This window comes from Extensimonas perlucida (assembly GCF_007655255.1).
Lineage (GTDB): Bacteria > Pseudomonadota > Gammaproteobacteria > Burkholderiales > Burkholderiaceae_C > Extensimonas > Extensimonas perlucida.
Window position 1 is genome coordinate 67,819 of the sequence record NZ_VMYE01000004.1, and the last position, 25,683, is coordinate 93,501.

The 25,683-nt window shown below is 66.3% G+C and carries 22 protein-coding genes; 9 read left to right on the forward strand and 13 right to left on the reverse strand.

Annotation, left to right across the window (positions count from 1 at the left end; genetic code table 11):
• Positions 1 to 2 precede the first annotated feature (2 nt).
• The 13 genes from FK527_RS05445 to FK527_RS05505 all read right to left on the reverse strand — a co-directional run bounded on the left by FK527_RS05445 (position 3) and on the right by FK527_RS05505 (position 15,580).
• Positions 3 to 881, reverse strand: a complete 879-nt coding sequence (locus FK527_RS05445) for an SDR family oxidoreductase (protein ID WP_144730849.1) — start codon at positions 879 to 881, stop codon at positions 3 to 5.
• 34 nt (positions 882 to 915) lie between these two features.
• A complete protein-coding gene (locus FK527_RS05450) occupies positions 916 to 1,350 on the reverse strand; it encodes a PaaI family thioesterase (RefSeq protein WP_144730851.1) in 435 nt (144 codons plus the stop codon).
• Positions 1,347 to 1,829, reverse strand: a complete 483-nt coding sequence (locus FK527_RS05455; RefSeq protein ID WP_144730853.1) for a PaaI family thioesterase — start codon at positions 1,827 to 1,829, stop codon at positions 1,347 to 1,349. The genes FK527_RS05450 and FK527_RS05455 overlap by 4 nt, the downstream gene beginning before the upstream one ends.
• Before the next feature lie 9 nt (positions 1,830 to 1,838).
• The gene (locus tag FK527_RS05460; protein ID WP_144730855.1) at positions 1,839 to 2,918 is read right to left on the reverse strand and encodes an MBL fold metallo-hydrolase; all 1,080 of its coding nucleotides are present in this window, start codon (positions 2,916 to 2,918) and stop codon (positions 1,839 to 1,841) included.
• Positions 2,915 to 4,066: an acyl-CoA dehydrogenase family protein gene (locus tag FK527_RS05465; RefSeq protein ID WP_222116132.1), complete on the reverse strand. Its 1,152-nt coding sequence runs from the start codon at positions 4,064 to 4,066 to the stop codon at positions 2,915 to 2,917. The genes FK527_RS05460 and FK527_RS05465 overlap by 4 nt, the downstream gene beginning before the upstream one ends.
• The gene (locus FK527_RS05470; protein ID WP_144730857.1) at positions 4,063 to 6,132 is read right to left on the reverse strand and encodes an ATP-binding protein; all 2,070 of its coding nucleotides are present in this window, start codon (positions 6,130 to 6,132) and stop codon (positions 4,063 to 4,065) included. Before FK527_RS05470 ends, FK527_RS05465 begins: the two co-directional genes overlap by 4 nt.
• A gap of 126 nt (positions 6,133 to 6,258) precedes the next feature.
• Positions 6,259 to 7,056, reverse strand: a complete 798-nt coding sequence (locus tag FK527_RS05475) for a crotonase/enoyl-CoA hydratase family protein (RefSeq protein WP_144730859.1) — start codon at positions 7,054 to 7,056, stop codon at positions 6,259 to 6,261.
• 27 nt (positions 7,057 to 7,083) lie between these two features.
• A complete protein-coding gene (locus FK527_RS05480; RefSeq protein WP_144730860.1) occupies positions 7,084 to 8,688 on the reverse strand; it encodes a carboxyl transferase domain-containing protein in 1,605 nt (534 codons plus the stop codon).
• 161 nt (positions 8,689 to 8,849) lie between these two features.
• Positions 8,850 to 9,815 (reverse strand): hydroxymethylglutaryl-CoA lyase, encoded by a 966-nt coding sequence (locus FK527_RS05485; RefSeq protein WP_144730863.1) that lies wholly within the window; start codon positions 9,813 to 9,815, stop codon positions 8,850 to 8,852.
• Between the two features lie 29 nt (positions 9,816 to 9,844).
• The gene (locus FK527_RS05490) at positions 9,845 to 11,851 is read right to left on the reverse strand and encodes an acetyl/propionyl/methylcrotonyl-CoA carboxylase subunit alpha (RefSeq protein ID WP_144730865.1); all 2,007 of its coding nucleotides are present in this window, start codon (positions 11,849 to 11,851) and stop codon (positions 9,845 to 9,847) included.
• An 80-nt stretch (positions 11,852 to 11,931) separates the two neighbouring features.
• Positions 11,932 to 13,539 (reverse strand): carboxyl transferase domain-containing protein, encoded by a 1,608-nt coding sequence (locus FK527_RS05495; protein ID WP_144730867.1) that lies wholly within the window; start codon positions 13,537 to 13,539, stop codon positions 11,932 to 11,934.
• Between the two features lie 88 nt (positions 13,540 to 13,627).
• Entirely contained in the window at positions 13,628 to 14,416 is a 789-nt protein-coding gene (locus FK527_RS05500; RefSeq protein ID WP_144730869.1) for an enoyl-CoA hydratase/isomerase family protein, read from the reverse strand.
• Positions 14,417 to 15,580 carry an acyl-CoA dehydrogenase family protein gene (locus tag FK527_RS05505; protein WP_144730871.1) on the reverse strand — a complete coding sequence of 388 codons (1,164 nt, stop codon included), beginning with the start codon at positions 15,578 to 15,580 and terminating at the stop codon, positions 14,417 to 14,419. It lies immediately after the preceding gene.
• 160 nt (positions 15,581 to 15,740) lie between these two features.
• On the opposite strand from FK527_RS05505, the gene FK527_RS05510 reads away from it, so the two are divergent.
• From FK527_RS05510 to FK527_RS05550, 9 genes are all read left to right on the forward strand, one after another.
• A complete protein-coding gene (locus FK527_RS05510) occupies positions 15,741 to 17,777 on the forward strand; it encodes an oxidoreductase (RefSeq protein ID WP_144730873.1) in 2,037 nt (678 codons plus the stop codon).
• A gap of 19 nt (positions 17,778 to 17,796) precedes the next feature.
• A complete protein-coding gene (locus tag FK527_RS05515) occupies positions 17,797 to 18,963 on the forward strand; it encodes an acyl-CoA dehydrogenase family protein (protein WP_144730875.1) in 1,167 nt (388 codons plus the stop codon).
• Between the two features lie 95 nt (positions 18,964 to 19,058).
• A complete protein-coding gene (locus FK527_RS05520) occupies positions 19,059 to 20,225 on the forward strand; it encodes an acyl-CoA dehydrogenase family protein (protein WP_144730877.1) in 1,167 nt (388 codons plus the stop codon).
• Complete coding sequence (locus FK527_RS05525; protein ID WP_144730879.1) at positions 20,222 to 21,397, forward strand: acyl-CoA dehydrogenase family protein; 1,176 nt, start codon at positions 20,222 to 20,224, stop codon at positions 21,395 to 21,397. The genes FK527_RS05520 and FK527_RS05525 overlap by 4 nt, the downstream gene beginning before the upstream one ends.
• Positions 21,394 to 21,810, forward strand: a complete 417-nt coding sequence (locus FK527_RS05530; protein ID WP_425460409.1) for a Zn-ribbon domain-containing OB-fold protein — start codon at positions 21,394 to 21,396, stop codon at positions 21,808 to 21,810. Before FK527_RS05525 ends, FK527_RS05530 begins: the two co-directional genes overlap by 4 nt.
• The gene (locus FK527_RS05535) at positions 21,807 to 22,976 is read left to right on the forward strand and encodes a thiolase (protein WP_144730881.1); all 1,170 of its coding nucleotides are present in this window, start codon (positions 21,807 to 21,809) and stop codon (positions 22,974 to 22,976) included. The genes FK527_RS05530 and FK527_RS05535 overlap by 4 nt, the downstream gene beginning before the upstream one ends.
• A gap of 27 nt (positions 22,977 to 23,003) precedes the next feature.
• Entirely contained in the window at positions 23,004 to 23,924 is a 921-nt protein-coding gene (locus FK527_RS05540) for an SDR family NAD(P)-dependent oxidoreductase (protein WP_144730883.1), read from the forward strand.
• A gap of 13 nt (positions 23,925 to 23,937) precedes the next feature.
• The gene (locus tag FK527_RS05545; RefSeq protein ID WP_144730885.1) at positions 23,938 to 24,795 is read left to right on the forward strand and encodes a MaoC/PaaZ C-terminal domain-containing protein; all 858 of its coding nucleotides are present in this window, start codon (positions 23,938 to 23,940) and stop codon (positions 24,793 to 24,795) included.
• A 58-nt stretch (positions 24,796 to 24,853) separates the two neighbouring features.
• Positions 24,854 to 25,657, forward strand: coding sequence for an enoyl-CoA hydratase/isomerase family protein (locus tag FK527_RS05550; RefSeq protein WP_144730887.1), 804 nt, complete (start codon positions 24,854 to 24,856; stop codon positions 25,655 to 25,657).
• Positions 25,658 to 25,683 lie beyond the last annotated feature (26 nt).

The following is a 25,683-nucleotide window of genomic DNA, read 5'->3' on the forward strand; positions in this document are numbered from 1 at the left end:
CATCAATCCTTGACGCTCAAGCACTTGGGCGGCTTGGCGAGCAAAAAGCCTTCGAAGGGTTTGGAGCGGTCGTGCGGCTGCAGCGTCCAGGTGGGACGCGCGTTGGGCACGCCACCATCGACACGGATGCAAGAGCCCGTGATGAACGCCGCAGCCTCGCTGAGCAGGAACACGATGGCGGCGGAAATTTCCGCCTCGGTGCCGTAGCGCTGCAGCGGCACCTTGGTCTTGAGCGAGCGCAAGTTGGCCTGCATCTCGGGGCTGTAGGTGTCGAAACCGCTGCTTGCGATCCAGCCGGGCGCGACCGCATTCACACGCACTGCCGAAGACGACCATTCGCAGGCCGCCGTTTCCGTGAACGACAGCATGCCCGCGCGCGCCGCGCCGCTGTGCGCCATGGTGGGCATGCCGCCCCAGATGTCGGCGATGATGTTCACGATGGCGCCGCCGTGCTGCTCCATGCACTGGTTGAACACTTCGCGCGCAACGAGAAAACCGCCCGTGAGGTTGTTGCGCACTACGGCCTCCCAGCCTTTGAAGCTGATGTCCTTGGCCGGCTGCGGGTATTGGCCGCCCGCGTTGTTCACCAAGCCGTCGATCTTGCCGTGGCGCGCGAGCACGTCGGCCACCATGGCCTTGACGCCGGCCTCGTCGCGGATGTCGCACGAGTGGATGCTGACCTTGCCGCCAGCGCCCTCGATCTCGGCCTGCACGTTCTGCAGTTTGTCCATGCTGCGCCCCACCAGCGCCACGGTGGCGCCGAGGTTAGCGAGCTCGTGCGCGGTGCAGCGGCCTATGCCGCTGCCGCCGCCGGTCACGATCACGGTCTGGCCGGCAAAAAGGCCGGGGCGGAAGACGGAACGATAAGTGGCTTGTGCCATGAAAATCTCCTGGGTTTGGACTTGTAGTGGGCGCTCAGCCACGCAGCATGAAATTGCCGTGGCCGAGGGCGATGGGTTTGTCGGGGCTTTCCTGCCAGGCCTGGATACGCAGGTTGGCGACGCGCTGGCCCTGTTTGACCATGAAGACATTGGCGTAGGTGTCTTTGGGCCGGCCCGAGCGCAGGTAGTCGATGCTGAAGTCTATGGTCTTGGGCAGCTCTTGGCTGTCCATGTGCCACAGCAGGTAAAAAATCCCTGCGCATTCGAGAAAACCGCCCGTAGCGCCGCCGTGCAAGGCCGGCAGGATGGGGTTGCCGATGAGTTTTTCTTGGAACGGCAGGATGCAGGTGAACTCTTCGCCCTTGACGTCTATGCGCAGGTCCAGAAAACGCGCAAACGGCACGGCGTCGATCAGCGGGCGCCAGTCGTTGTTGGCGCAGGCTTGGTTGATACGTTCGGCCCAGCTCATTGCACGCCCTCCACTTTCTGCGTGATCACCGGGCGCCCCGAGGTGAACATGTAAATGCCCACTGCCATGGCAATGGGTTCGTCGGGCGTCTCGTGGTAGGCCGCGCCGCGCACGAAGGCGAGCTCGGACGTGAGCTTGTAGCACACCGCCCCGCCGAGGATCGTGCGCCCCGGCGTTGCAGGCTTGAGGTAGTCCATGCGCAAGTCCAGCGTCGCCATGGGTTTGAGTTCCGGCAACTTCATGAAGATGGAAAAGCCGCAGGCGGCGTCGAGCAATGCCGTGATGACGCCGCCATGGATCACGCCTGTTTTCGGGTCGCCGACCAAAAAATCTTTGTAATCGACCTTGAGCACGAACCAATCGGGCTGCGCAGCCTGCGGGAGCACGCCAAGCTCGCGGTTGTAGGGAGAGGCGTGGATGTATTTCTGCCACCGCGCCACCAAGTCTTGTTCAGCGGACGTTGCCGTCGTGTCTGTCATCGCAATCCTTCAAGAAAGTGTGAGGGTAGGCAATTCTGCCGCCTTGGGGCCCGGATACCAGCGTATGAGGGCGGGTGTTTCTTCCCGCCGCACGTGCCCCTGGCGTTCGAGCCAGAGCAGGTGCGCAAGCGTCTCGCCCATGGCCAAGTAGGCATGCAAGACCTCGTGCTGGTCGCCATAGACGGCCAGACCGAGTTCGGCCGCGGTCATGCCTTGCGGGCCGAGCTTGGCCATGAATTTGCGCAAGGCGCGCTCGTGGTGCGCCACGAGCGCGTGGGCACGCTGCACGCCGGCCTGGTACACGCGGTGGTGCGCGGGCAGCACATGGGCAATGTCGAGCCGGGCGATGGTGCGCAGGCTGTCGAGGTAGCGCGGCAGTGGATCGGTCTCGCCGTAGGGCCAGACGCCGATGTTGGGCGTAATGCGTTCGAGCAATTGGTCGCCCGTGAGCAGCAGCTTGAGGTTCGGTTCGTACAGGCACACCTGTGCGACGCTGTGGCCGCCGAGCACCAGGGCCTCGAACACCTGTGTGCCGATGGCGATCTTTGCATTCGGCGCTATGGTTTCAATATGGTCGGGGACGGCGCAGGCCATGCTCGCCTGCAGCACGTCGTGCACCACGGCCTTGGCATCCGCCTCGCCAAGACCATGGCGGCAAATGAAGCGCACGCACTCGGCCTGATCCTCAACGCGGCTCACGTGCATCTGCTCGGCCACGTGCGCTTCTTCGGGCCGCATCCAAATCGGCGCGCCCGTGCGCTCGTGCAGCCACACGGCCAGCCCCATGTGGTCGGGGTGGTGGTGCGAGACGACGATGCGCGTCAAACCGGCCTGCAGCGGCCCGGCGAGCGCCTGCTCCCAGAGCTTGCGCGCCGCAGCGCAGTCCGAGCCGGTATCGAACAGGCACCAGCCCTTGCCGTCCTGAATCAGATAGACGTTGACATGGTCTATGCCGTACTCGACCGGCAGGGTGAACATCAAAATGCCAGGCAAGACCTCGCGCAGCGGCAGACCTGCGACGGTGTTGGCAGGCGCTGCGTCGTCGGCAGCGGCACCTGCGACGGCGGCAGGAGCAGCGGGGGCGTTCATAGCCTTTTCGCCACTTCTTCGAGCATCACCTCGGTGGCGCCGCCGCCGATGGCCTGGACACGGGCGTCGCGCACCATGCGCTCGATCGCGGCCTCGCGCATGTAGCCGAAGCCGCCGTGGAACTGCTGGCAGTCGTAGAGCACGTCATTCACGAGCTCGCCGCACAAGGACTTGACCATGGAGACTTCCTTGATGCATTCACGCCCCTGCGCATCAAGCCAGGCCGCGTGGTAGACGAGCTGGCGCGCCGCGGCGACTTGCGAGGCGCGCATCGCCAGGCGCTGGCGAATCGCCTGCTTGTCCCACAGCGTGGCGCCGAAAGCCTTGCGCTGGCGCACGTAATCGAGCGTCAGCTCGATGCCGCGCGTGGCCTCGCCCACGGCCTGCGCGCCGAGCACGATGCGCTCGTTCTGGAAGTTGCGCATGATCTGGTAAAAGCCCTTGTTCTCCTGCCCCAGCAGGTTCGCGGCAGGGATGCGGCAGTTTTCGAACACGAGCTCGGCCGTGTCGCTGCAAAGCCAGCCGCTCTTGTTGAGCTTGCGCCCGACGCGAAAGCCCGGCGTGCCCTTTTCGACGATGAAGATCGAAATGCCGCGCGAGCCCTTGGCCGTGGTGTCGGTCTTGGCGCCGACGAAATACAGGTCGGCATGCACGCCGTTGGTGATGAATATCTTGCTGCCGTTGAGCACCCAGTGGTCGCCATCGCGCACGGCGCGCGTGCGTATGCCGGCCACGTCAGAGCCGGCGTCAGGCTCGGTCACGGCCACGGCGCAGATCTTTTCGCCGCGCGTGACGCCCGGCAGGTGGCGCGCGAGCTGTTCGGGGTTTCCGTAGTTGGCCAGGTGCGGCGAGGCCATGTCGGTGTGCACGAGCACCGTGACGGCAAAGCCGCCGAAGGTCGAGCGCCCCAGCTCCTCGGCCAGGATCGCGCTATAGACGGTGTCGAGGGCGGAGCCGCCGTATTGCTCGGGGTAGCGTATGCCCAGGTAGCCGAGCTCGCCCATGGTGCGCAACACCTCGCGCGGCACCATGCCTGCATCTTCCCAGGGCAGGGCCTTGGGCACGATTTCCTGCTCGACGAAGCGGCGCAGGTTGTCGCGGAACTGCCGATGCGGCTCGTCGAAATAAATCGGGTCGTTGTTCATCATGGGTTTTCCTCTGTTGTTTCCAATACCACCAGCACGTCGCCACCGCGCACGGCGTCGCCCGCGCGGCAGCGCAGCTCGGCGACACGTCCGGGCGCGGGCGCGCTCAGCGTGTGCACCATTTTCATGGCTTCCATCTGCACCAGCACCTCGCCGGCCTGCACTTGCGCGCCGACCTGCACGGGCACCTGCGTGACCATGCCCGGCATGGGCGCGCGCAGGTGGCTGCCGCTGTGCTCTTGCTGCCCCGCAGCGCCATGCAGCGCGCGCTGCCAGCGATCGACGCAATGCCAGGCGCGCGTCGCGCCCTCTGCGGTGAGCCAGAGCTGCTCGCCTTGCTCCCCTTTTTGCTGCGTCACCACATAGCGCACGAACGCGTCATCGCTGCGCAGCTCGAGCGCATCGGGCGTCCAGCGCGCCTGCACGCGGTAGGTGGCACCGCCCTCTTTTTCTGCGCCTGCGCCCTCTTCGGACGATTTTTCAGTCGCGTCCGTCGGATCGAGCCGCACGCACCAATGCGCATCCTCGGGCCACACCTGGGCCTGCACCATCTGGCCTGCGGCGTCTTGCAGCAGCACGCGGGTGCCCGTGGGCTTGGCGGCAGTGGGCAGGCGCCAGGCGCCCAGCGTCTGCCACGGCGATGGGCTGGCCGCCGCCTGGCGCGCGAGCACGCCGTGCAGCGCCGCGGCAACGCGCATCAAATCGCCTTCGGGCTGCGGCACCCAGCCCTGCGGGAAAGCGTTTGCGATGTAGTTGGTCGAGAGCACCTGCGCAAAGTGCGGGTGGCGCACCAGGTCGGCGAGGAACTCCAGATTGCTGTGCACACCTTGCACCACGGTGCGCTCGAGTGCATGCACCAATCGGCGCGCAGCGCCCGTCCTGTCTGCGGCATGCGCTATTACTTTCGCTAGCATGGAGTCGTAAAACAGCGAAACCTCGCTGCCCGTGCGCACGCCGCTGTCCACGCGGATGCCGGGGCCGCGGGGCTCCTCGTAGCGGATCAGGCGGCCGATTTCGGGCGCGAAACCGGCGGCGGGGTTTTCGGCGCACACGCGCGCCTCGATCGCGCAGCCGTTTTGTGCAATGTCCGCTTGCGTGAATGCGAGCGCCTCGCCCGCGGCCACGCGCAGCTGCCATTCGACCAGGTCTATGCCCACGGTGAGCTCGGTCACGGGGTGCTCGACCTGCAGCCGCGTGTTCATTTCGAGGAAGAAGCTCTCGCCGCTGTGGCTGTCGTGGATGAACTCGATCGTGCCCGTGCTGTCGTAGCCTATGGCGCGGCCCATGGTCAGCGCGTGCTGCAGCAGCGCGTCGCGCAATTCAGGTGCGAGGTGCGGCGCGGGGGCCTCCTCGATGACCTTCTGGTGGTTGCGCTGGATCGAGCATTCGCGCTCGAACAAATGCACCAAATGCCCGTGCTTGTCGCCGAGCAGCTGCACCTCGAGGTGGCGCGGCAGCGTGAGGTAGCGTTCGAGCAGCACGCGGTCGTCGCCGAACGCGGCTTGCGCCTCGCGCCGCACGGTGGCGAGCGCCGGCGCGAACTCGGCCGGGCTGCGCACCACGCGCATGCCCTTGCCGCCGCCGCCCGCCGAGGCCTTGATGAGCACGGGGTAGCCTATGGCCGCAGCCGCTTCGACCAGCGTGGCCTCGTCCTGCGCGTCGCCGTGGTAGCCCGGCACCACGGGCACGCCGGCTTCGAGTGCGATGCGCTTGGACTCGATCTTGGAGCCCATGCGCCGGATCGCTTCGCGCGAAGGCCCGACGAAGGTGATGCCCGCGGCTTCACAAGCCTCGATCAGCGCGAGACTTTCGGAGAGAAAACCGTAGCCAGGGTGGATGGCCTGCGCCCCACTCGCGCGCGCCGCGGCGACGATGGCTGCAGCGTCGAGGTAGCTGCGCGCGGCCTCGGGCGGGCCTATGCGCACGGCCGTGTCGCAGGCGTGCACGTGCAGCGCGTCGCGGTCGGCGTCGGAATACACCGCCACCGTACGCAGCCCCATGCGCCGCGCAGTGCGCGCGATGCGGCAAGCGATTTCACCGCGGTTGGCGATCAACAAGGTATCAAACAAGGTGAGCTCCCGCGGTGCATTCGCCTGCCCCACGCGCCATGCGCGCCAGGCAATCTGGCTGCACTGCTGCGCCGGCCAAGGCCGGCTGGTCACCGCGGTTGGCGATCAACAAGGTGCCGAACATGCTCAGCCCCTGCGCCAGAACGGCGCGCGTTTGGCAAAGAATGCCGTGATGCCTTCGCGGCCTTCGTCGGTTTCCCAGGCGTCGGCGAGCTTGTCGGCGGTGTAAATCATGTTGGTGTCGAGGTCGTGCGCATCAACGTAGGCGATGAGCTTTTTGGTCGCGGCGACGGCGCCAGGCGCGCATTGCAGCAGGTCGGCGATTTCGCGCTCGACAGCAGCGTCGAGCTCGTCTGCGCTCACCACGTCGGAGAGCAGGCCCAGGCTGCGCGCCTCGGCCCCGCTCATGCGCCGCGCCGTGAGGAAGGTGCGGCGCGCGTTCGCCTCGCCCATGCGCGCGACCACGTAGGGGGCGATGTTCGCGGGCAGCAGGCCCAGGCGCGTTTCGCTCAAGGAATAAATCCCCGTATCGACGCCGATGGCGATGTCGCACACCGAGATCATGCCCACGCCGCCGCCATACGCGGGGCCGTTGATGCGCCCGATCAGCGGCAGCGGCAGCTCGTTCAGGGCGCGCAGCATGCGCGCGAGGTCGCCGCTTTCGCTGACGCGCTGGGCGCGCGTTTTTTTCGTGTTTTCCTGCATCCAGCCGAGGTCGCCGCCGGCGCAGAAGGTTTTGCCTGCGCCTGTGAGCACCACGGCGCGCAGTCCGTCAGCGCGGCCCAGCCATTCGGCGGCGCTGCGCAATTCGTGGATCAGCGTGGCGTTGAGCGCGTTGTGCGTGTCGGGGCGGTTCAGCGTGAGGCGGGCGATGCCGCGCGCGTCAATGTCGAGCAGCAGGGTTTCGAAATGCGGAATGCTCATGGATCGGACTTTCTTTTCTGTTTTTGCTTACATGCGGTACACGGGCGTGGCCGTCTGCGGCACGCTGCGGCGCACCGCGAGCGCGAGCGCCAGGCCCAGCACGTCGCGCGAGGCCGAGGGCTGGATGAGCCCGTCGTCCCACAGGCGCGAGGTGGCGTAGTACGGGTCGCTCTGGCGCGCGTATTGCTCGCGCACCTGGCGCTCGACTTCGGCCACATGCGCCTCGTCGGCCGGGCCGCGCAGGTTGGAGCGTGCGAGTTCGGTCATGACGTTGCTCGCGATGTCTGCGCTCATGGTGGCCACGCGCGCACTCGGCCAAGCAAACAAAAATTCGGGCTCGAAGCCGCGCCCGCACATGCCGTAGTTGCCCGCGCCGTACGAACCGCCCACGACCAGCGAAAGCTTGGGCACGCGCGCGCACGACTGCGCATAGACCATGTTTGCGCTGTGTTTGGCGATGCCGGCGCGCTCGGCTTCGGTGCCGACCATGAAGCCCGCGATGTTGTGCAAAAAAAGCAGCGGCACGCCGCGCTGGTTGGCCAATTCGATGAAGTGCGCGCCCTTGAGCGCGGCCTCGGCGACGAGCGCGCCATTGTTCGCGAGCACGGCCACGGGCTGGCCGTGCAGCGCGCCGAAACCCGTGACCAGCGTCTCGCCCCACTGCGGCTTGAATTCGTGGAACTCGCTGCCGTCGAGCAGGCGCGCGATGATCTCGCGTGCATCGTAGGGCTGCTTGGGGTCGGCGGGCACGATGCCGTCGAGCTCGGCCGGGTCGTAGCGCGGCGGGCGCGGTGGCAGCGGCGGCATGAGCGACAACGCGCCCGGCTCGGGCGGCAGCTTGTCCACCACCTGGCGCAGCAGCGCGAGCGCCTGCGCCTCGTCCTCGGCGAGGTAGTCATTCACGCCCGAGACGCGCGTGTGCATCTCGGCGCCGCCCAGGGTTTCGCCATCGACCGTCTCGTTGATCGCGATCTTCACGATCGAGGGGCCGCCCAGGTGGATGCGCGCGTTGCCGCGCACCATGATCACTTCGTCGGAGAGCGCCGGAATGTACGCGCCGCCCGCCGTGCAGCCGCCGAACACGGCGGAAAGCTGCGGGATGCCGTCCTGCGACATGCGGCACTGCTGGAAGAAGTTGTTGCCAAAGTGGTCGCGGTCGGGGAAGACGCGGTCCTGCTCGGGCAGGAAAGCGCCGCCGCAATCGACGAGGTACAGACAGGGCAGGCGCAGACGCCAGGCGACTTCCTGCGCGCGCCGGTGTTTTTTCACGGTTTCGTGGAAGAACGAGCCGCCCTTCACGGTCGCGTCGTTGGCGATGAACATGCAGGGCCGTCCGGCCACGATGCCGACGCCGGTGACGATGCCCGCGCCCGGCACCTCGTTGCCGTACTGCCCCCAGGCCGCGAGCGGCGAAAGCTCCAGAAAAGGCGTGCCGTCATCGACGATGAAATCGATACGCTCGCGCACCAGCCACTTGCCGCGCGCGCGGTGGCGCCCGATGTGCGCGTCGCGCCCGCCCGTCGCGGCTTCGCGCAAGCGCTCTTGCAAAAGGGCAATTTCTTCGCGGTGAAAGCGCAGATTCTCGGCGAAGCCTGCGCCGCGCACGTCGATGTGCGATTCAAGCACGGCCATGGTCACCACCTTTCGGGCTGCATGCCCGGCGCTGCGATGCACGCTGCCGGGCGCCGGCATTTGCTATATTTTTCATTGCAAAAACAGATGCATAAAATTGGCCTCTTGCGCTTGATAAAAAAGCGCTAGCAGCTTCTCATTTGAGAGTAAAAACCTTGGAATCAATGCGTTGCGGCTGCACGGAACTCCTTGAGCGAGCCGCTGTGCATGATGTGCCCGGAGAGCGGACGGCCGATGATGCGCTCGGCCAGGCGCGCGGCTTCGATCAGCGCCTCGAGGTCTATGCCGGTTTCTATGCCCATTTCCTCGCACATGAACACCATGTCTTCGGTGCAGATGTTGCCCGCCGCGCCGCCGTGCTTGTGCCCCGCGAACGGGCAGCCACCCAGGCCTGCGACCGAGCTGTCGAACAGGCGCACGCCCATCTGCAGCGCCGCGTAAACATTGGCGCCGCCCGCACCGCGCGTGTCGTGCAGGTGCAGGCCGATGGCGGCATCGGGCACGAGCTCACGCACCGCACCGATGCGGCGCTTGATCTCTTCGGGGTTGCCCCAGCCCATGGTGTCGGCCAGGTAGATCGCAGGCAGCGGCACGCCGCGGTCGGCGCAGGCGTCGATGAGCCAACGGATGTGCTCGGTCACGGCCGACACGGGCACCGGGCCGCCGAGGTTGCAGCCGAAGGCCGTGATCACGTAGGCCTTTTCGACCGGAATCCCCAGCGCGATGTAGCGGTCCAGCCAGCCGAGCTGGCGCTCGCGCCCCTCGGCCACGCTGCAGTTGTTGTTGCGCTGCGAAAACGGCTCGGTGGTGTAGAACATCAGCTTGCCGTCGAGGTCCACCTGTTCGCAGGCGCGTGCGCGCTCGAAGCCATTGTCGTTGAGCCACAGCGCCGTGTAGCGCGTGCCGGGGCGCTTGGTGATCGCGGCGAACAACTCGGGCGCGTCGGCCATCTGCGGCACCGCGCGCGGGCTCACGAACGAAGCCACCTGGATCTGCTTGAGACCCGCCGCCGACAAGGCGTTGATCAGCGCCGCGCGGTCGGACAGTGGAAAGGTTTGCTTTTCCATTTGAAAACCCTCGCGCGGGCCTTCTTCGTGGAACTCTACGGAACGGGGCAAGTCGCTCATGGTCGTCTCCTTCGGTGATTTTTTCAGCTTCAGACCGGGCTGACCTCGGCCAGCACCTGGTGGCGCTCGACCATGTCGCCCACCTGGCAACGCAGGCTGCTCACGTTGCCGTTGAAAGGCGCCGTGACGTGCAGCTCCATCTTCATCGATTCGAGCACGACCACGGTCTGCCCAGTGACGACGGCGTCGCCGGCCTGCGCCTTCACGGCCACGACCTTGCCCATCATGGGCGCGAGCAATTGCCCGCCGGCTGCGGCGTCGCTCGCCACGCCGCCGAGGTAGGACGTGGCCGAGAGCACCGCCGTGCCCAGCGCGCTCGCGAGCTCGATCTGCTCAGAGGCGCTGCAGATCGTAAGCTCCAGCGCATGCTCCTTGCACAGCAAAAGATAGCGGCCCGCGCCGATCTGGCGCTGGGTGGCCTCGATTTCTTCCTCGGCGATGCGCAGCCGGTAACTGCCCTGCGCAGAGAGGCCCGAAAAGCGCACGGGCCACTCGTTCGCGCCCTGCTTGAGCAGCAGCGCCGGCTGCGGCGCGGGCACCAAGGCACCCGTGTTCACGCGCCAGCCCGTAAGCTCGCCCAGCGTCCAGCAACCAAGCTCGGGCGTTTGCGCGCGCCATTGCGCAAGCCAATACAGCGCCGCAGCCGCGAGATGTTCGATGGGCACGACTCCCGTAGCGGCGGCGCCCGCTGCAGCCCCAGCGGGCGCGTAGCGCTCGTCGATCAGGCGCGTGTGAAAGCTCGCGTCGCGCGTCTGCGGCCATTCGAGCAGCTCTTGCAAAAATTGCAGGTTCGTCGGCAGGCCGATCACCGTGCTCCCACGCAGGCCGGCGAGCAAAGCGCGGCGCGCGGCGTCGCGGTCGGGGCCGTGCGCGATCAGCTTGGCGATCATCGAGTCGTAGTGCGGCGAGATCTCATCGCCGCTTTCCACGCCCGACTCGATGCGCACCCCGGCGCGCGAAAAATCCACGAGCTGCAAACGCCCCGTGGCCGGCAAAAAGCCAGCCGCCGGGTCTTCGGCACACAGCCGTGCCTCGAACGCATGGCCCGTGCAGCGCACCTCGGCCTGGCTGAGCGGCAAGGCGCCGCTGTCGGCGATCTGCAGCTGCAGCGCGACCAGATCGAGCCCCGTGACTTCTTCGGTCACCGGGTGTTCGACCTGCAGACGCGGATTCACTTCAAGGAAGAAATATTCGTCACCCGCGACGACGAACTCCACCGTGCCCAGGCCGCGGTATTCGACGCTCGCGGCCAGTTTGACCGCGTCGGCCAGGATCGCCTGGCGCAGCGGCTCGGGCAAACCGGCCGAGGGCGCCTCCTCGATGACCTTCTGGTGGCGGCGCTGCAGCGTGCACTCGCGCTCGAACAAATGGATCGCCTGGCCCTGGCCGTCGCCAGCAACCTGCACCTCGATGTGGCGCACGCGCGGCAGGTAGCGCTCGACGATCAGCTCGCCATTGCCGAAAGCCTTTTCGGCCTCGCGCATCGCGCTCTCGATGCGGCCTTCGAGGCCGTCCAGCGTTTCGACCACGGCCATGCCGCGGCCACCGCCCCCGGCCACGGCCTTGAGCAGCACGGGCAGCGGCATGCTTTGCACCAGGCGCAACACCTCGGCCGGGTCTTTCATGCCGCCGGGGCTGCCGGGAATCACCGGCACGCCGGCGCGCTGCGCCTCGATCTTGGCACTGGCTTTGCCGCCTATGCGCTCCATGGTTTCGGCGCGCGGGCCTATGAAGGTCAGCCCCGCGGCGTCGAGCGCGCGCACAAAGTCGGCGTTTTCGGACAAAAAGCCGTAGCCCGGGTGCACCGCGTCGGCGCCGACGCGGCGCGCGGCCGCCACGATCGCGTCTATGCGCAGATAACTCTCGGCGGGCGCAGCGCCGCCGATCTCGACCGACTCACCGATCTCGCGCACGTGGCGCGCAAAACGCTCTGCGCTCGAATGCACGGTGGCCACTTCGAGGCCCAGCTTGCGGCAGGTGCGCGCGATGCGGCACGCGATTTCGCCGCGGTTGGCAATGAGGACTTTTTTGATCATCTCGTGAAACTCTGTGGATCGAAGAGAACCGACGCTGCGGCATGCATTTCCGATGCGTCGGCGCTGCCCGTAAGCAAAACTCAGAAACGGAAGACACCGAACGGCGTCGGCTTGGCCGCAGTGCGCGAGGCCAGGTCGAGCAGCAGGCCCATCGCGTCGCGGGTTTCGACCGGATCGAGAATGCCGTCCGCCCACAAGTTGGAAGAAAAGTTCTTCGCGGGCTGGAAGTCCTCGTAAATCTTGCGCACGGGCGCCTTGAAAGCCTCTTCTTCCTCGGGCGTCCACTCCTTGCCCTCGCTCTTGTTGATCTGCCGGCGCACCAGCGCCATCACGGTCGCGGCCTGCTCGGGCCCCATGATTGCGGCGCGGCCCGTGGGCCAGGCGAACATGGCCGTGGGATTGAACGGGCGCCCGCACATGGCGAGATACCCCGCGCCATACGAGGCGCCGATGATGATGGTGTATTTGGGCACATTGGCCGAGGCCATGGCCGTGATCATCTTCGCGCCGGCCTTGGCGATGCCAGCCTGCTCGGCTGCGCGCCCGACCATGAAGCCCGTGACGTCGGCCATGAACAGCAGCGGGATGTCGCGCTGGCAGCACAGGTCGATGAAATGCGCCGCTTTCATCGCGCTTTCGGGGAACAGCACGCCCTGGTTCGCGAGGATGCCGATTTCGTGCCCATGGATGCGCGCAAAGCCCGTGAGCAGGGTGTCGCCGTACATGGGCTTGAACTCCTGAAAGCGGCTGTCGTCGACGAAGCGCGCGAGGATTTCGCGCGTGTCGGTGGGGAATTTGGGGTCGCGGCTGATGATGCCGTAGATTTCGCGCGGGTCGTAGCGCGGCGGCAGCGAGGGCTGGCGCGTCCAGCGCGGCTTGGGCACCTCGCCCAGATCGCGCACGATCTCGCGCGTGATCGCGAGCGCGTGGCGGTCGTCCTCGGCGATGTGGTCGGTCACGCCGCTCACGCTGCAGTGCATCTTGGCGCCGCCGAGCGACTCGGCATCCACGGTCTCGCCCGTGGCGGCAAACGTGAGCTCGGGGCCGCCGAGGTACATGTAGCCCTGCTCCTTGACGATCACGACCTCGTCGCACAGCGCCGGAATGTAGGCCCCGCCGGCCGTGCAAGGCCCCAGCACCACGGCGATCTGCTGTATGCCCTCGGCCGACATGCGTACCTGGTTGTTGAAGATGCTGCCGAACTGCCCGACGTCCGGGAAGATGTTGGCCATGTCGGGCAAGAAGGCGCCGCCGCTGTCCACCAGCGTGATGCACGGCAGCCGGTGCTGCCAGGCGATCTGCTGCGCGCGCACGTGCTTTTTGCAGGTCATGCCGTAGTAGGTGCCGCCTTTGACGGTGGCATCGTTGGCGATGATCATGCAGGGGCGCCCCTGCACCAGGCCTATGCCGGTGATGATGCTCGCGCCGGGCGGCACGCCCTCGTACATGTCTTCACCCGCGAGCATGCCGACTTCGAGAAACGGCGAGCCCGGGTCGAGCAGCACCTCCACGCGCTCGCGCGGCAGGATTTTGTTGCGCGCAAGGTGTTTTTCGCGCGCCTTGGGCGGCCCGCCCGCGAGCGCACGCTGGCGCCGCGCCTGCAGGTCGGCGATCACCGCCTCGTAGGCCTCTTGGTTGCGCCGGAACTCCTCGTCCGACGTGGAAATGCGCGAAGAAAGAATGGTCATGGTGGGGTGTCAAAAAGCACGGTATCAAAGCGCGCATGGCACGCGGCGCAGGCCGGGGACACCATGAGCGCTCGACTGGGCGTCCTGATCAGGACTTGAAAACAGGCGCGCGGCGCCCTTCGAAGGCCGCAAGCCCTTCACTGACATCGTCGCTGAGCAAAGCGCCCGTGACGATGTCTTGCTCGAGCTTGAGCCCGTCAGCGAGCGAGCCCTCGAGCCCTTCGCGCGCCAGGCGCTTCATGGTGGCGATGCCGGCGCGGCTGCGGGTGGTGATCTTGGTGCAGTATTCGAGCGCGGCTTCCGCGAGTTTTTCTGACTCGACCACGTAGTTCACCACACCCCACTGCAGCGCCATGTCGGCGTCTATCCAGCGCGCGGTAAAGAACAGATCCAGCCCACGACGCAGGCCCACGATGCGTGGGAAACGCTGGCTGCCGCCCCAGCCCGGCACCAGGCCGAACTGCGCATGCTGGTCGCCGAAACGCGCGTCCTTGGCGGCAAAGACCACGTCGCACGCGAGCATCAATTCGGTGCCACCGGCCAGCACCAGTCCCTGGCAGGCGGCCACGATGGGCAAGGGGCTGGCTTCGAGCCGGCGCAGCACGCTGTGGCCGTAGCGGATGAAGTGCTCGATCTTGGCCTGGTCGCTGCGCAGCGACTTGACCTCGTCGAGGTCGGCGCCGGTGCAAAAATGCTTGCCCTGCGCACGGATCAACACGGCGCGCACGCCGGAGTCGGGCTTTTCGAAGTCATCGATGGCGGCTTCGAGCGCGGCGTGCACGGCCAGCGACAGGCAATTGAACTTGTCCGGCCGCGCGAGCTCGATCACACCCACCGCGCCGCTGCGGCTGACGATCACCGGGGGGGCTTCGCTCATTTATTTGTTCTCCTTCGCGTATTGCACCGCCGCACGGCCCACACGCTCGCGCGCCACGATGAGCTTCATGACCTGCGCCGTGCCGTCGCCGATCTCCAGACCCATCACATCGCGCAGGCGCTGCTGGTGCGGCAAGTCCATGGACCAGCCGTAGTGACCGAAAGTCAGCAGGCACTGGTGGATGGTGTCGAACGCCGTTTTCGGGCCCATCCACTTGACCATCGCGGCCTCGGCCGTGTGCGGCATGCCTGCGTCGCGCAGGGCGAGCGCGTGGTAGCAGAGCTGGCGGCAGGCGGCGATCTGCGTCTCGAACTCGACGAGCGGAAAGCTCACGCCCTGGTACTGCGCCAGCGGGGCGCCCATGGCGTGGCGCTCCTTGGTGTATTCCCAGGCTTCGTCGATCGAGGCCTGCGCGGCGGCAATGCACTGCAGCGCGATCAGCACACGGCTGAAGTCGAAGCCCTGCATCACCTGTGTGAAGCCCTTGCCTTCGGCGCCGAGGCGGTTGGCCGTGGGCACGCGCACGTCATCGAAAAAGACCGAACCGCGGCCGATGATCTTGCTGCCCAGGTCATTGAAGCGCGTGCGCTGCACACCCTTTTGGTTCAAGTCGACGAGGAAGGCGCTGATACCGCGTGCGCCGTCCTCAGGCTTGCCAGTGCGGGCAAAAAGGATGATGGCATCGGCCTGGTCGGCCAGGGTGATCGAGGTTTTCTCACCCGAGAGGATGTATTCATCGCCGTCGCGGCGCGCCTTGAGCTGCAGGTTGGCTGCGTCGGAGCCGCCACGCGGCTCGGTCAGGCCCAGCGCCACGATGGCCTCGCCTGCCACCAGGCGGCTGTTCCAGGTCCGCGCGAGTTCGGGCGAGGCATTGGCGTGGATGATCGCGCCCATCAAGGAGCCGAGCAGCTGCAGATAGCTCACATTGAAGTCGGCGTAGGCGATTTCCTCGATGATCACACCCGCAGTAACGCCGCTTTCACCCAGGCCACCATATTCCTGCGGCAGATCGACGCCGATGAGGCCCAGCGAACCCATTTCGCGGAACAGGGCCCGGTCTATGCCCGGTTCGGATTCCCGCTTTTGGTAGTCAGGGCGCAGTTTTTCGCGGGCAAAGCGGCGCGCCACGTCACGCAGCGCAATCTGGTCTTCGGTCAAGATCATCGTAGGGTCTCCTGGAGAAGTGTTGCTGAAACCACCTGCGGCCACCCAGCCGCCCGGCATGCAACATTCACAGCACGGGCGCCGCGCTGGAGCGCAAAGCTAAGCTCTATAATATCATCGAACAGTTGTTAGTTAGACATCGCCCCAGGAGACTTTCGCAATGCAAAACGCCACCGCCTTTCCAACGCTGCTGTCCCCGCTGCAGGCTGGTGCCCATGTGCTGCGCAACCGTACCCTGATGGGCTCCATGCACACGCGGCTCGAATCGCTCGATCGCCCCATCGAACGCCTGGCCGCGTTCTACGCCGAGCGTGCGCGCGGCGGCGCCGGCCTGATCGTCACGGGCGGTTATGCGCCATGCGCAGATGGTCGGCTCGACGAAAATGGGCCGATGCTCGTGTCGCCCGAACAGGCCGACGAGCTCAAGCCCATCACCGACGCCGTGCACGCCGCGGGCGGCAAGATTCTTTTGCAGGTGCTGCACACGGGGCGCTACGCCAAAATCGCCCGCCCCGTGGGGGCCTCCGCGATCCCCTCGCCGATCAATCCCCGCGCACCGCGCGCCCTGAGCACACAAGAAGTCTGGCAGACCATAGACGACTACGCGCGCTGCGCTGAACTCGCCCAGCGCGCAGGCTTCGACGGCGTGGAGATCATGGGCTCCGAGGGCTACCTGATCAACCAGTTCACGGTCACACGCACCAACGACCGCACGGACGAATTCGGCGGCAGCATGGAAAACCGCCACCGCCTGCCCGTAGAGATCGTGCGCCGCACCCGCGCGCGCGTGGGGCCGGGCTTTTTGCTCATGTACCGCATCTCGGCGCTCGACCTCGTCGAGGGCGGCGCGCCTGCCGATGAAATCCTGCACCTCGCCCAATCCATCCAGGCCGCGGGTGCCGACCTGCTCAATACTGGCATAGGCTGGCACGAGGCGCGCATCCCCACGATCGCCTACGTGGTGCCGCGCGCAGCCTGGCGCTTTGCCGCGGCGCGCATCAAGAAAGCGGTCAACATCCCGGTCATCGTCTCGAACCGCATCAACACGCCCGCGCTGGCCGAAGAAATCCTCGCGAGCGGTGACGCCGACATGGTGTCGATGGCGCGCCCTTTCCTTGCCGACGCCCACTTCGTGAGCAAGGCTGCGCAAGGCCGCGCCGACGAGATCGCGCCCTGCATCGCCTGCAACCAGGCCTGCCTCGACTACATCTTCGCCGAGCGTCCGGCGACCTGCCTCGTGAACCCGCGCGCCTGCCATGAAATCGAGTTTGCACAAATGCCGCAGCCCAAAGCGCGGCGCAAGGTCGCCGTCGTAGGCGCCGGCGCAGCGGGCTTGGCCTGCGCGATCACGGCAGCAGAGCGCGGCCACGCGGTGACGCTCTATGAAGCAAGCTCGTCAATTGGCGGCCAGCTGAACCTGGCCAAAGCCGTACCCGGCAAGAATGAGTTCGACGAACTGCTGCGCTACTTTGCGCACAGCATCGAACGCCATGGCATCGATCTGCGCCTGCAATCGCGCGCCGACGCCGCCACTTTGGCCGCGGGCGGCTACGAGCGCATCATCGTGGCCACGGGCGTGCGCCCACGCGTTCCGCAAATCCCTGGCATAACCCACCCCAAGGTCGTGGGCTATGCCGACATCCTCTCGGGCAAGGCGCAAGCGGGGCGGCGCGTGGCCATCATAGGTGCGGGTGGCATAGGGTTCGACGTCGCGGCCTTTTTGTTGCACGACGCACAAGAGGCACAGCAGAGCGTGCAAGCCTTTTTCGCCGAATGGGGCGTGGACACCTCGCCCAACTCCCCGGGGGGGCTCAAGCCGCCAGCTCCCGTCAAAGCGCCGCGCGAAGTCACGCTGCTGCAGCGCAAACCTGAAAAGCCCGGCCGCTCCCTGGGTCTCACGACGGGCTGGGCGCTCAAGGCCGAACTCGCGCAGCGCAAGCTGCGCACGCTTTCGGGCTGCAGCTATGAGCGCATCGACGACGAAGGTCTGCACCTGAGCGTCCATGGCGCGCCGCAAACACTCGCCGTGGACACCATCGTGCTATGCGCAGGCCAAGAGAGTGAGAACGCCCTGGCCACGGCGCTGCGCGCACAAGGCATGGCCGCCGACGTCATCGGCGGCGCCGAGGTGGCCGCCGAGCTCGATGCGCTGCGAGCGATCGACCAGGGCATGCGCCTGGCTGACAGCATCACTTGACCTCTCAGGAGCGCATCCCATGGATTTTTCTGCATCGAAAGAGCACGAAGCCATCCGCGAAGCCATAGGCAAAGTTTGCGCCCGCTTCGACGATGCCTACTGGCTCGAGCGTGACCGCGTCGGCGGCTTTCCGCACGAGCTGCACCGCGCGCTCGCCGATGGCGGCTGGCTGGGCATCTGCCTGCCGCCCGAATACGGCGGCGGCGGTCTGGGCATCACCGAGGCCACGGTGATGATGCAGGCCATCGCCCAGTCGGGCGCGGGCCTCTCGGGCGCTTCGGCCGTGCATATGAACATCTTCGGCCTGCAGCCCGTCGCGGTCTTCGGCACCGAAGAGCAAAAGCGCCGCATGCTGCCGCCGCTGATCCAGGGCAAGGAAAAGGCCTGCTTCGCCGTCACCGAACCCAACACCGGCCTCAACACCACGCGCCTCAAGACACGCGCCGAGCGCGCCGGCGACCATTACATCCTGAGCGGCCAGAAGGTCTGGATCTCGACCGCGCAGGTGGCCGACAAAATGCTCATCCTCGCGCGCACCACGCCGATCGAGGAGTGCAAAAAGCCCACCTTCGGCCTGAGCCTGTTTTACACCGACCTCGACCGCCGTTTCGTCGAGGTGCGCGAGATCGACAAAATGGGCCGCAAGGCCGTCGATTCGAACCAGGTTTTCATCGACGGCCTGCGCGTGCCCGTCGAAGACCGCATCGGCGAAGAAGGCCGCGGCTTCGAATACATCCTGCACGGCATGAACCCCGAGCGCGTGCTGATCGCGGGCGAAGCCATCGGCCTGGGCCGCAAGGCGCTCGAAGTCGCGGTGCAGTATGCAAAGGAGCGTGAGGTGTTCGACCGCCCGATCGGCAAAAACCAGGGCATTCAGCACCCGCTCGCGCAGTCGTGGATGGAACTCGAAGCCGCCGAGCTCGTGGCCATGCGCGCCGCCTGGAAGTACGACCACAAACTCGAATGCGGCGCCGATGCGAACGCCGCCAAGTACCTCGCCGCCGAAGCCGGCTTCAACGCCTGCCAGCGCGCCATGGCCACGCTGGGCGGCTTCGGCTACGCCAAGGAATACCATGTCGAGCGCTACCTGCGCGAAATCATGATCCCGCGCATTGCCCCCATCAGCCCGCAGCTCATCATGTGCTTCATCGCCGAAAAGGTGCTCGGGCTGCCGAAATCCTACTGACCGATGCGAACGCTTTCTGCGTCCCACTGCTTGCTGCTGTCCCACCATGACAGCCCTTCGCAGCTTTTTTCATCCATGTCCAAACCAATCCGACCATGAGCATTTCCGCCGACAGCGATCGCGCTGAACAACTCTCCCTCTTGCGCGAAAGTGCCCTCAGTTTCGCCAGCAAAGAATCTCCGCTCACGCGTGCGCGTGCGCTGCGCCAGCAGCCGCCAGGGTTCGACCGTAATTTCTGGGCCGCACTCGCCGAACAAGGCTGGACGGGCTTGCTGGTGCCCGAGGCGCAAGGTGGCTACGCGCAGGGCCTGACCGAAATGGCCGAGGTTGCCGGCGCACTCGCAGCGCAGGTAGCGCCCGAGCCCGTCGTGCCGGTGCTCGTATTCGCTGGCCGCCTGCTTGCGCACGCTGGCCCAGGCGCGCTCGCCAGCAAGTTGCTGTCCGACATGGCTGCCGGCACGCTGCTGCCCGCGGTAGCCTGGCAAGAAGACCTCACCGGGGCAAAAGACCAGCCCGAGCACGCCAGCACGCGGCTCGAGCGCACGGCCGATGGCCTGCAATTGCAGGGCCGCAAGCGCCATGTGCGCCCCGGCGCGGGCGCCGACGGCTTCATCGTCAGCGCCCATGGTGCGCAGGGCCTGGCGCTGGTCTGGGTGCCCGCCGATGCCGCAGGGCTCAGCCTGCACAGCCGGCCCCTGGCCGACGGCAGCTATGCCGCCGAAATCGAACTCGCCAACCTGCGTGTGCCGGCGCAAAACCTTTTGGCCGAAGGCCCTGCCGCGGTTGCCGCGCTGACGCGCGCCTACGACGAAACCCTGGTGCTCACGAGCGCCGAACTGCTGGCCCTGGTGCGCAGCATGTTGGCCATGACGCTCGAATACCTGCGTTCGCGCGTGCAGTTCGGCAAGCCGATCGGCAGCTTCCAGGCGCTGCAGCACCGCGCTGCCGACCTGCTGATCCAGCAGGAGCTGACGGCAAGCGTGCTCGCGCAGGCCCTGACCCTGCTCGACGACCCCAACACCTCGGCCACGGCGCGCTCGGCCATGGCAAGCCGCGTCAAGGCGCGCGCCTCCGACGCCGGCCTGCAAGTGGCGCGCGAGTCCGTGCAACTGCATGGCGCGATCGGCGTTACCGACGAGTACGACCTGGGCCTGTACCTGCAGCGCGCCCTGGTGCTCTCGGCCTGGCTGGGCAACGGCACGCAGCAGCGCCGCCGCTACGCCGCCCTCACCCGCAACCTCACCGAGCAGGAACACGCATGAACACCGCGACCGCAGCAGCTTCCAGCACCGACTGGAACGCCCTGGACAACGAGAGCTTCCGCGCCATGGTGCGCGCATTTTTCGAAGCCGAATACCCGAGCGAACTGCGCTACCCCAAGCGCCGCCTGCGCTGGGCCGAGATCAAGCCCTGGTTCCTCAAACTGTCGCAAAAAGGCTGGGTGGCGCCGAGCTGGCCCACGCAGTACGGCGGCATGGGCCTGTCGCCCGAAAAGCTCATCATCTTCATCGAAGAGCAGGAGCGCTGGGGCGTGGGCCGCGCGCCCGACATGGGCATTACCATGGTCGGCCCGCTGCTGATCCAGTACGGCACCGAGGAGCAGCGTGCGCACTACCTGCCCAAAATCCTCACGGGTGAGAACATCTGGTGCCAGGGCTATTCCGAGCCCAACTCAGGCTCCGACCTCGCAAGCCTGCGCACCGAGGCCGTGGTGGACGGCGACGACTTCATCGTCAACGGGCAAAAGATCTGGACCACGCTCGCGCAGGACGCGACGCATATCTTCCTGCTCGTGCGCACCGACAAGTCCGCCAAGAAGCAGGAAGGCATCAGCTTTCTGCTGGCCGACATGAGCATCCCCGGCATCCGCGTGCGTCCCATCCGCAACATCGCCGGCGGTGAGGACTTCTGCGAGGTGTTCCTCGAAAATGTGCGCGTGCCGCGCGCCAACATCGTGGGGGCGCTCAACAAAGGCTGGACGATCGCCAAGGCCCTGCTCGGCTTCGAGCGCATCTTCCTCGGCAGCCCCAAGCAAAGCCAATACGCCTTGGCGCGCGTGCAAGAGGCCGCCGAACGCCTGGGCCTGTTCGACGACGCCGGCTTCGTCGATCGCTACACCAAGCTCGCGCTCGACGTGGCCGACCTCGGTACGCTCTACGGCCGCTTCATCGAGCAGGTCAAGCGCGGCGAAGCCCTGGGGCCGGATGTGTCCATGCTCAAAATCTTCGGCACCGAAACCTATTCACGCCTGGCCGACCTGCTCGTGGACATCCTGGGCGCCAACGGCGGCACGCCGGGATCGATCGAACTGCCTGGCGGCCCGGTGGATGCGCTGACTTCGTTCTACAACGCCCGCCCGGCCACGATTTACGGCGGCAGCAACGAAATCCAGCGCAACATCCTCGCGGCCAACGTGCTCAAGCTGCCCGCGTGACCGCCGTGCAGACCAACCCCTTCACCGGCCCCGGCCCGGATGCGCGCTTTGCCGCGGCGCTGGCGCAAGGGCGCTTTGAAATCCAGCGCTGTGCCGCATGCGGCGAGCATGTGTTTTACCCGCGCGCGCTGTGCACGCACTGCGGCTCGGCCCAGCTCGACTGGGTGCAGCCCAGCGGGGCGGGTGTGGTCTATTCGAGTACCGTGGTGCGGCGCAAGCCCGAGGCGGGCGGCGACTACAACGTGGCACTGATCGACCTGGCCGAAGGCCCGCGGCTGATGTCGCGCGTCGATGGCATTGCCCCCGCGCAGGTGCGCATCGGCATGCCCGTGCAAGCGCAGGTCATAGACGATCCGGCCCAGGGCAAGCTGCTCGTCTTCGTGCCGCAAACCGCAGCGGAAGCCAAACCATGAGCGCAACATCTTCTGGCAACTCCTTGCTGCGCGGCAGGGCTGCGATCGTAGGCGCCGGTCTGGGCGGCGTGCCCATGGCGCCGGGGCGCAGCCCGCTCGAGATATTGGCCGAAGCCGTGCACGGTGCCCTGGCAGACGCCGGCCTCAAGCTCTCAGACGTCGATGGCCTGTTCACGGGCTCGGCCTACCACTTTCTCGCTGGCTTGTCGGTGGCGGAATACCTGGGCCTACACCCCAAATTCTGCGAGGCCACGATGGTCGGTGGCTCGTCCTACGTCGGCCACCTGCTCACCGCGGCGATGGCGCTGCACACTGGGCAGTGTGAGGTGGCATTGGTGTGCTACGGCAGCAACCAGGGTTCGGGCCATGGCAAGCTCAAGTCCATGGCCGAGACGCCCCCCTACGAGGCCCCCTACGCGCCGCGCTACCCGATCTCGAGCTATGCCTTTGCGGCAGCACGCCACATGCACCAGTACGGCACTACGCGCGAAGACCTCGCGCACATCGCGGTGGCGGCGCGCCAATGGGCGCAGCGCAACCCGCTGGCCTACGCACGCGATCCGCTGAGCGTCGAGCAGGTGCTGGCCGCGCGCATGGTGAGCGATCCGCTCTCGGTGCTCGACTGCTGCCTCGTCACCGATGGCGGTGGCGCGCTGGTGCTGGTGCGCAGCGAGCGCGCCAAAGACTTCCCCAAACCGCCGGTGTATGTGCTGGGCGCGGCAGCCGCCACCTGGCACCGCCAGATCGCCTCCATGCCCGACCTCACGGTGACGGCCGCCGCCGAATCCGGCCCGCGCGCCTTCGCCATGGCGGGCCTCAAGCCCAACGATGTGGACGTCGTGGAGCTGTACGACGCCTTCACCATCAACACCCTGCTGTTCCTCGAAGACCTGGGCTTTTGCGCCAAGGGCGAGGGTGGCGCCTTCGTGCGCGGCGGGCGCATCGCACCGGGCGGCGAACTGCCGGTCAACACCAACGGCGGCGGACTTTCCTGCTGCCACCCAGGCATGTACGGCATGTTCCTGCTCATCGAGGCCGTGCAGCAGCTGCGCGGCGAAGCCGGCGCGCGCCAGGTGGCCGATGCGCAAGTCGCGCTGTGCCATGGCAATGGCGGCGTTCTTTCCAGCCAGGTGACGGCGCTGCTGGGCACAGCAGCCACCGTCTGATTTTTCTCAACAACCAGGAGTTCACACATGCACAAAGGCATCATGCTGCAGGACAAGGTCGCGGTCGTCACCGGCTCGGGCCGCGGGATCGGGCGAGACATCGCGCTCGAAATGGCGGCGCAAGGCGCCAAGGTGGTGGTCAACGACATCGGCGCCTCCGTCACCGGCGAAGGCAGCGACGCCAGCCCCGGCCAGCAAGTGGTCGATGAGATCAAGGCCATGGGCGGCCAGGCGGCGCTCTCCACCGACAGCGTGTCCGAGTGGAACTCGGCCAACCGCATCATCCAGTGCGCGCTCGACAACTTCGGCCGCATCGACATCGTCGTGAACAACGCCGGTATCCTGCGCGACCGCATGTTTTTTGCGATGTCGCCCGAGGAATGGAAAGCCGTGATCGACGTACACCTGAACGGCAGCTTTTACGTTTCGCGCGCGGCGGCACCGCACTTCAAGTCGCAGCAGTCGGGCGCTTACGTGCACATGACCTCGACTTCGGGGCTGATCGGCAACCTCGGGCAAGCGAACTACGGCGCAGCCAAGCTCGGCATCGTCGCGCTGTCGCGCTCCATCGCCGGCGACATGAAGCGCTACAACGTGCGCTCCAACTGCATTTCGCCTTTCGCCTGGAGCCGCATGATTGGCTCCATCCCGACCGACACGCCCGAGCAGCAGGCGCGCGTGGCCAAGCTGCAAAAGCTCGGCACGGCACAGATCGCACCCATGGCCGCCTTCCTTGCGAGCGACGCGGCAGCCGAGTGCACGGCGCAGATTTTCGCGGTGCGCGGCAACGAGATTTTCCTCATGAGCCAGCCGCGCCCGATCCGCGGCATGCACACCTCTGAAGGCTGGACGCCCGAAACCATCGCCGAGCGCGTGCTGCCCGCGATGAAGCCCAACTTCTTCCCGCTCGAGACTTCGAACATCGTGTTCTCGTGGGATCCGGTCTGACGCGGAGGCCGCCATGGCAATCAATTACGAAAAACTGATGGCATGGCCTTTCGAGGACGTGCGGCACCGCTACACGCAGCGCGACACCATGCTCTATGCGCTCGGCGTCGGTCTCGGTACCGACCCGTGTGACGAGACCGAGCTGCGTTTCGTCTACGAGAAAAACCTGCTCGCCCTGCCCACGCTGCCTGTGGTGCTGGGCTACCCCGGCATGTGGCTCAAAAACCCTGAAACAGGCGTCGATTGGGTGCGGCTGGTGCATGGCGAGCAAGGGCTGAAGCTGCACCGACCCATCCCGGCCGAGGGAGAAGTGATAGGCCGCACGCGCGTGACCGGCATCATCGACAAAGGGCCGGGCAAGGGCGCGCTGATCTATACCGAGCGCAGCGTCGTCGATGCCGCGAGCGGGGACTTGCTCGCCACCTTGAGCTCGACCACCTTCTGCCGCGCCAACGGCGGTTTTGGCGGCCCTTCGGGGCCGGTCAAGAGCGTGCATGAACTGCCGACGCGCGCCATAGACCACAGCTGCGACTTCGCCACGCAGCCGCGCGCGGCGCTGATCTACCGCCTCTCGGGAGACTACAACCCACTGCACGCCGAGCCCGCCGTGGCGCGCGCTGCGGGCTTCGAACGTCCCATCCTGCACGGCCTCGCCACTTACGCGATCGCAGGCTGGGCCATCGTCAAGACCGTGTGTGGTGGCGATCCACATGCCATAGGCTCCATCGATGTGCGCTTTTCCTCGCCCGTCTATCCGGGCGAGACCATCCGCACCGAAATGTGGATCGATGGCAAGGCGGTTTCTTTCCGTGCGCTCGCCGTGGAGCGCAATGTCGTGGTGCTCAACAACGGCCGCGCCGAGTTGCGCTGAGAGCGCCTTCTTTTTTCAACCTATCCCCTCGTTTTGCCCTCTCTCCAAGGAGACTTCGATGAACTACTCTGACTTCCAATTCCTCAAGTTCGAAAACAAGCCCAATGGCGTGCTGGTCATCACCATCAATCGCCCCGAGGTCATGAACGCCACCAATGGCCGGCTGCACTGGGAGCTGACCAAAATCTGGGGCGTCGTGAACGACGATCCCAAGACCCGCGTCGCGGTCATCACGGGCGCCGGCGACAAGGCTTTTTCGGCGGGGGGCGACCTGAGCTGGATCACCGACATGGTCGGCAACCCCAAGACCATCAACAACGTGATGAACGAGGCCTCGGACATCGTCTATAACGTCATGGCCTGCGACAAGCCCGTGATCTCCGCGATCAACGGCGTGGCCGTGGGTGCAGGATTGGCCGTGGCCATGATGGCCGACATCAGCATCATGGCCGAAGAAGCCAAGATCACTGACGGTCACGTCAAGCTCGGCGTCGCCGCAGGCGACCATGCCGCAATCTGCTGGCCGCTGCTGTGCGGCATGGCCAAGGCCAAGTATTACCTCATGACGGCCGAGTTCGTCTCGGGCAAAGAGGCCGAGCGCATCGGCCTCGTGAGCCTGTGTGTGCCGCGCGCGCAACTCATGGAAAAAGCCCTGGAAGTGGCCAACAAGCTCGCCACCGGTAGCCAGCAAGCCATCCGCTTCACCAAGCGCTCCTTGAACGGCTGGATGAACGTTGCACGCCCGATCTTCGAGAGCTCGCTCGCCATGGAGATGCTGTGCTTCCTCGGCGAAGACGCCAAGGAAGGCGTGGCCTCGGTGCGCGAGAAGCGCGCGCCCAAGTTCCCCTCGGCACAGGATTGAATCCAGCCCTGCCGCACAAAAGCAAA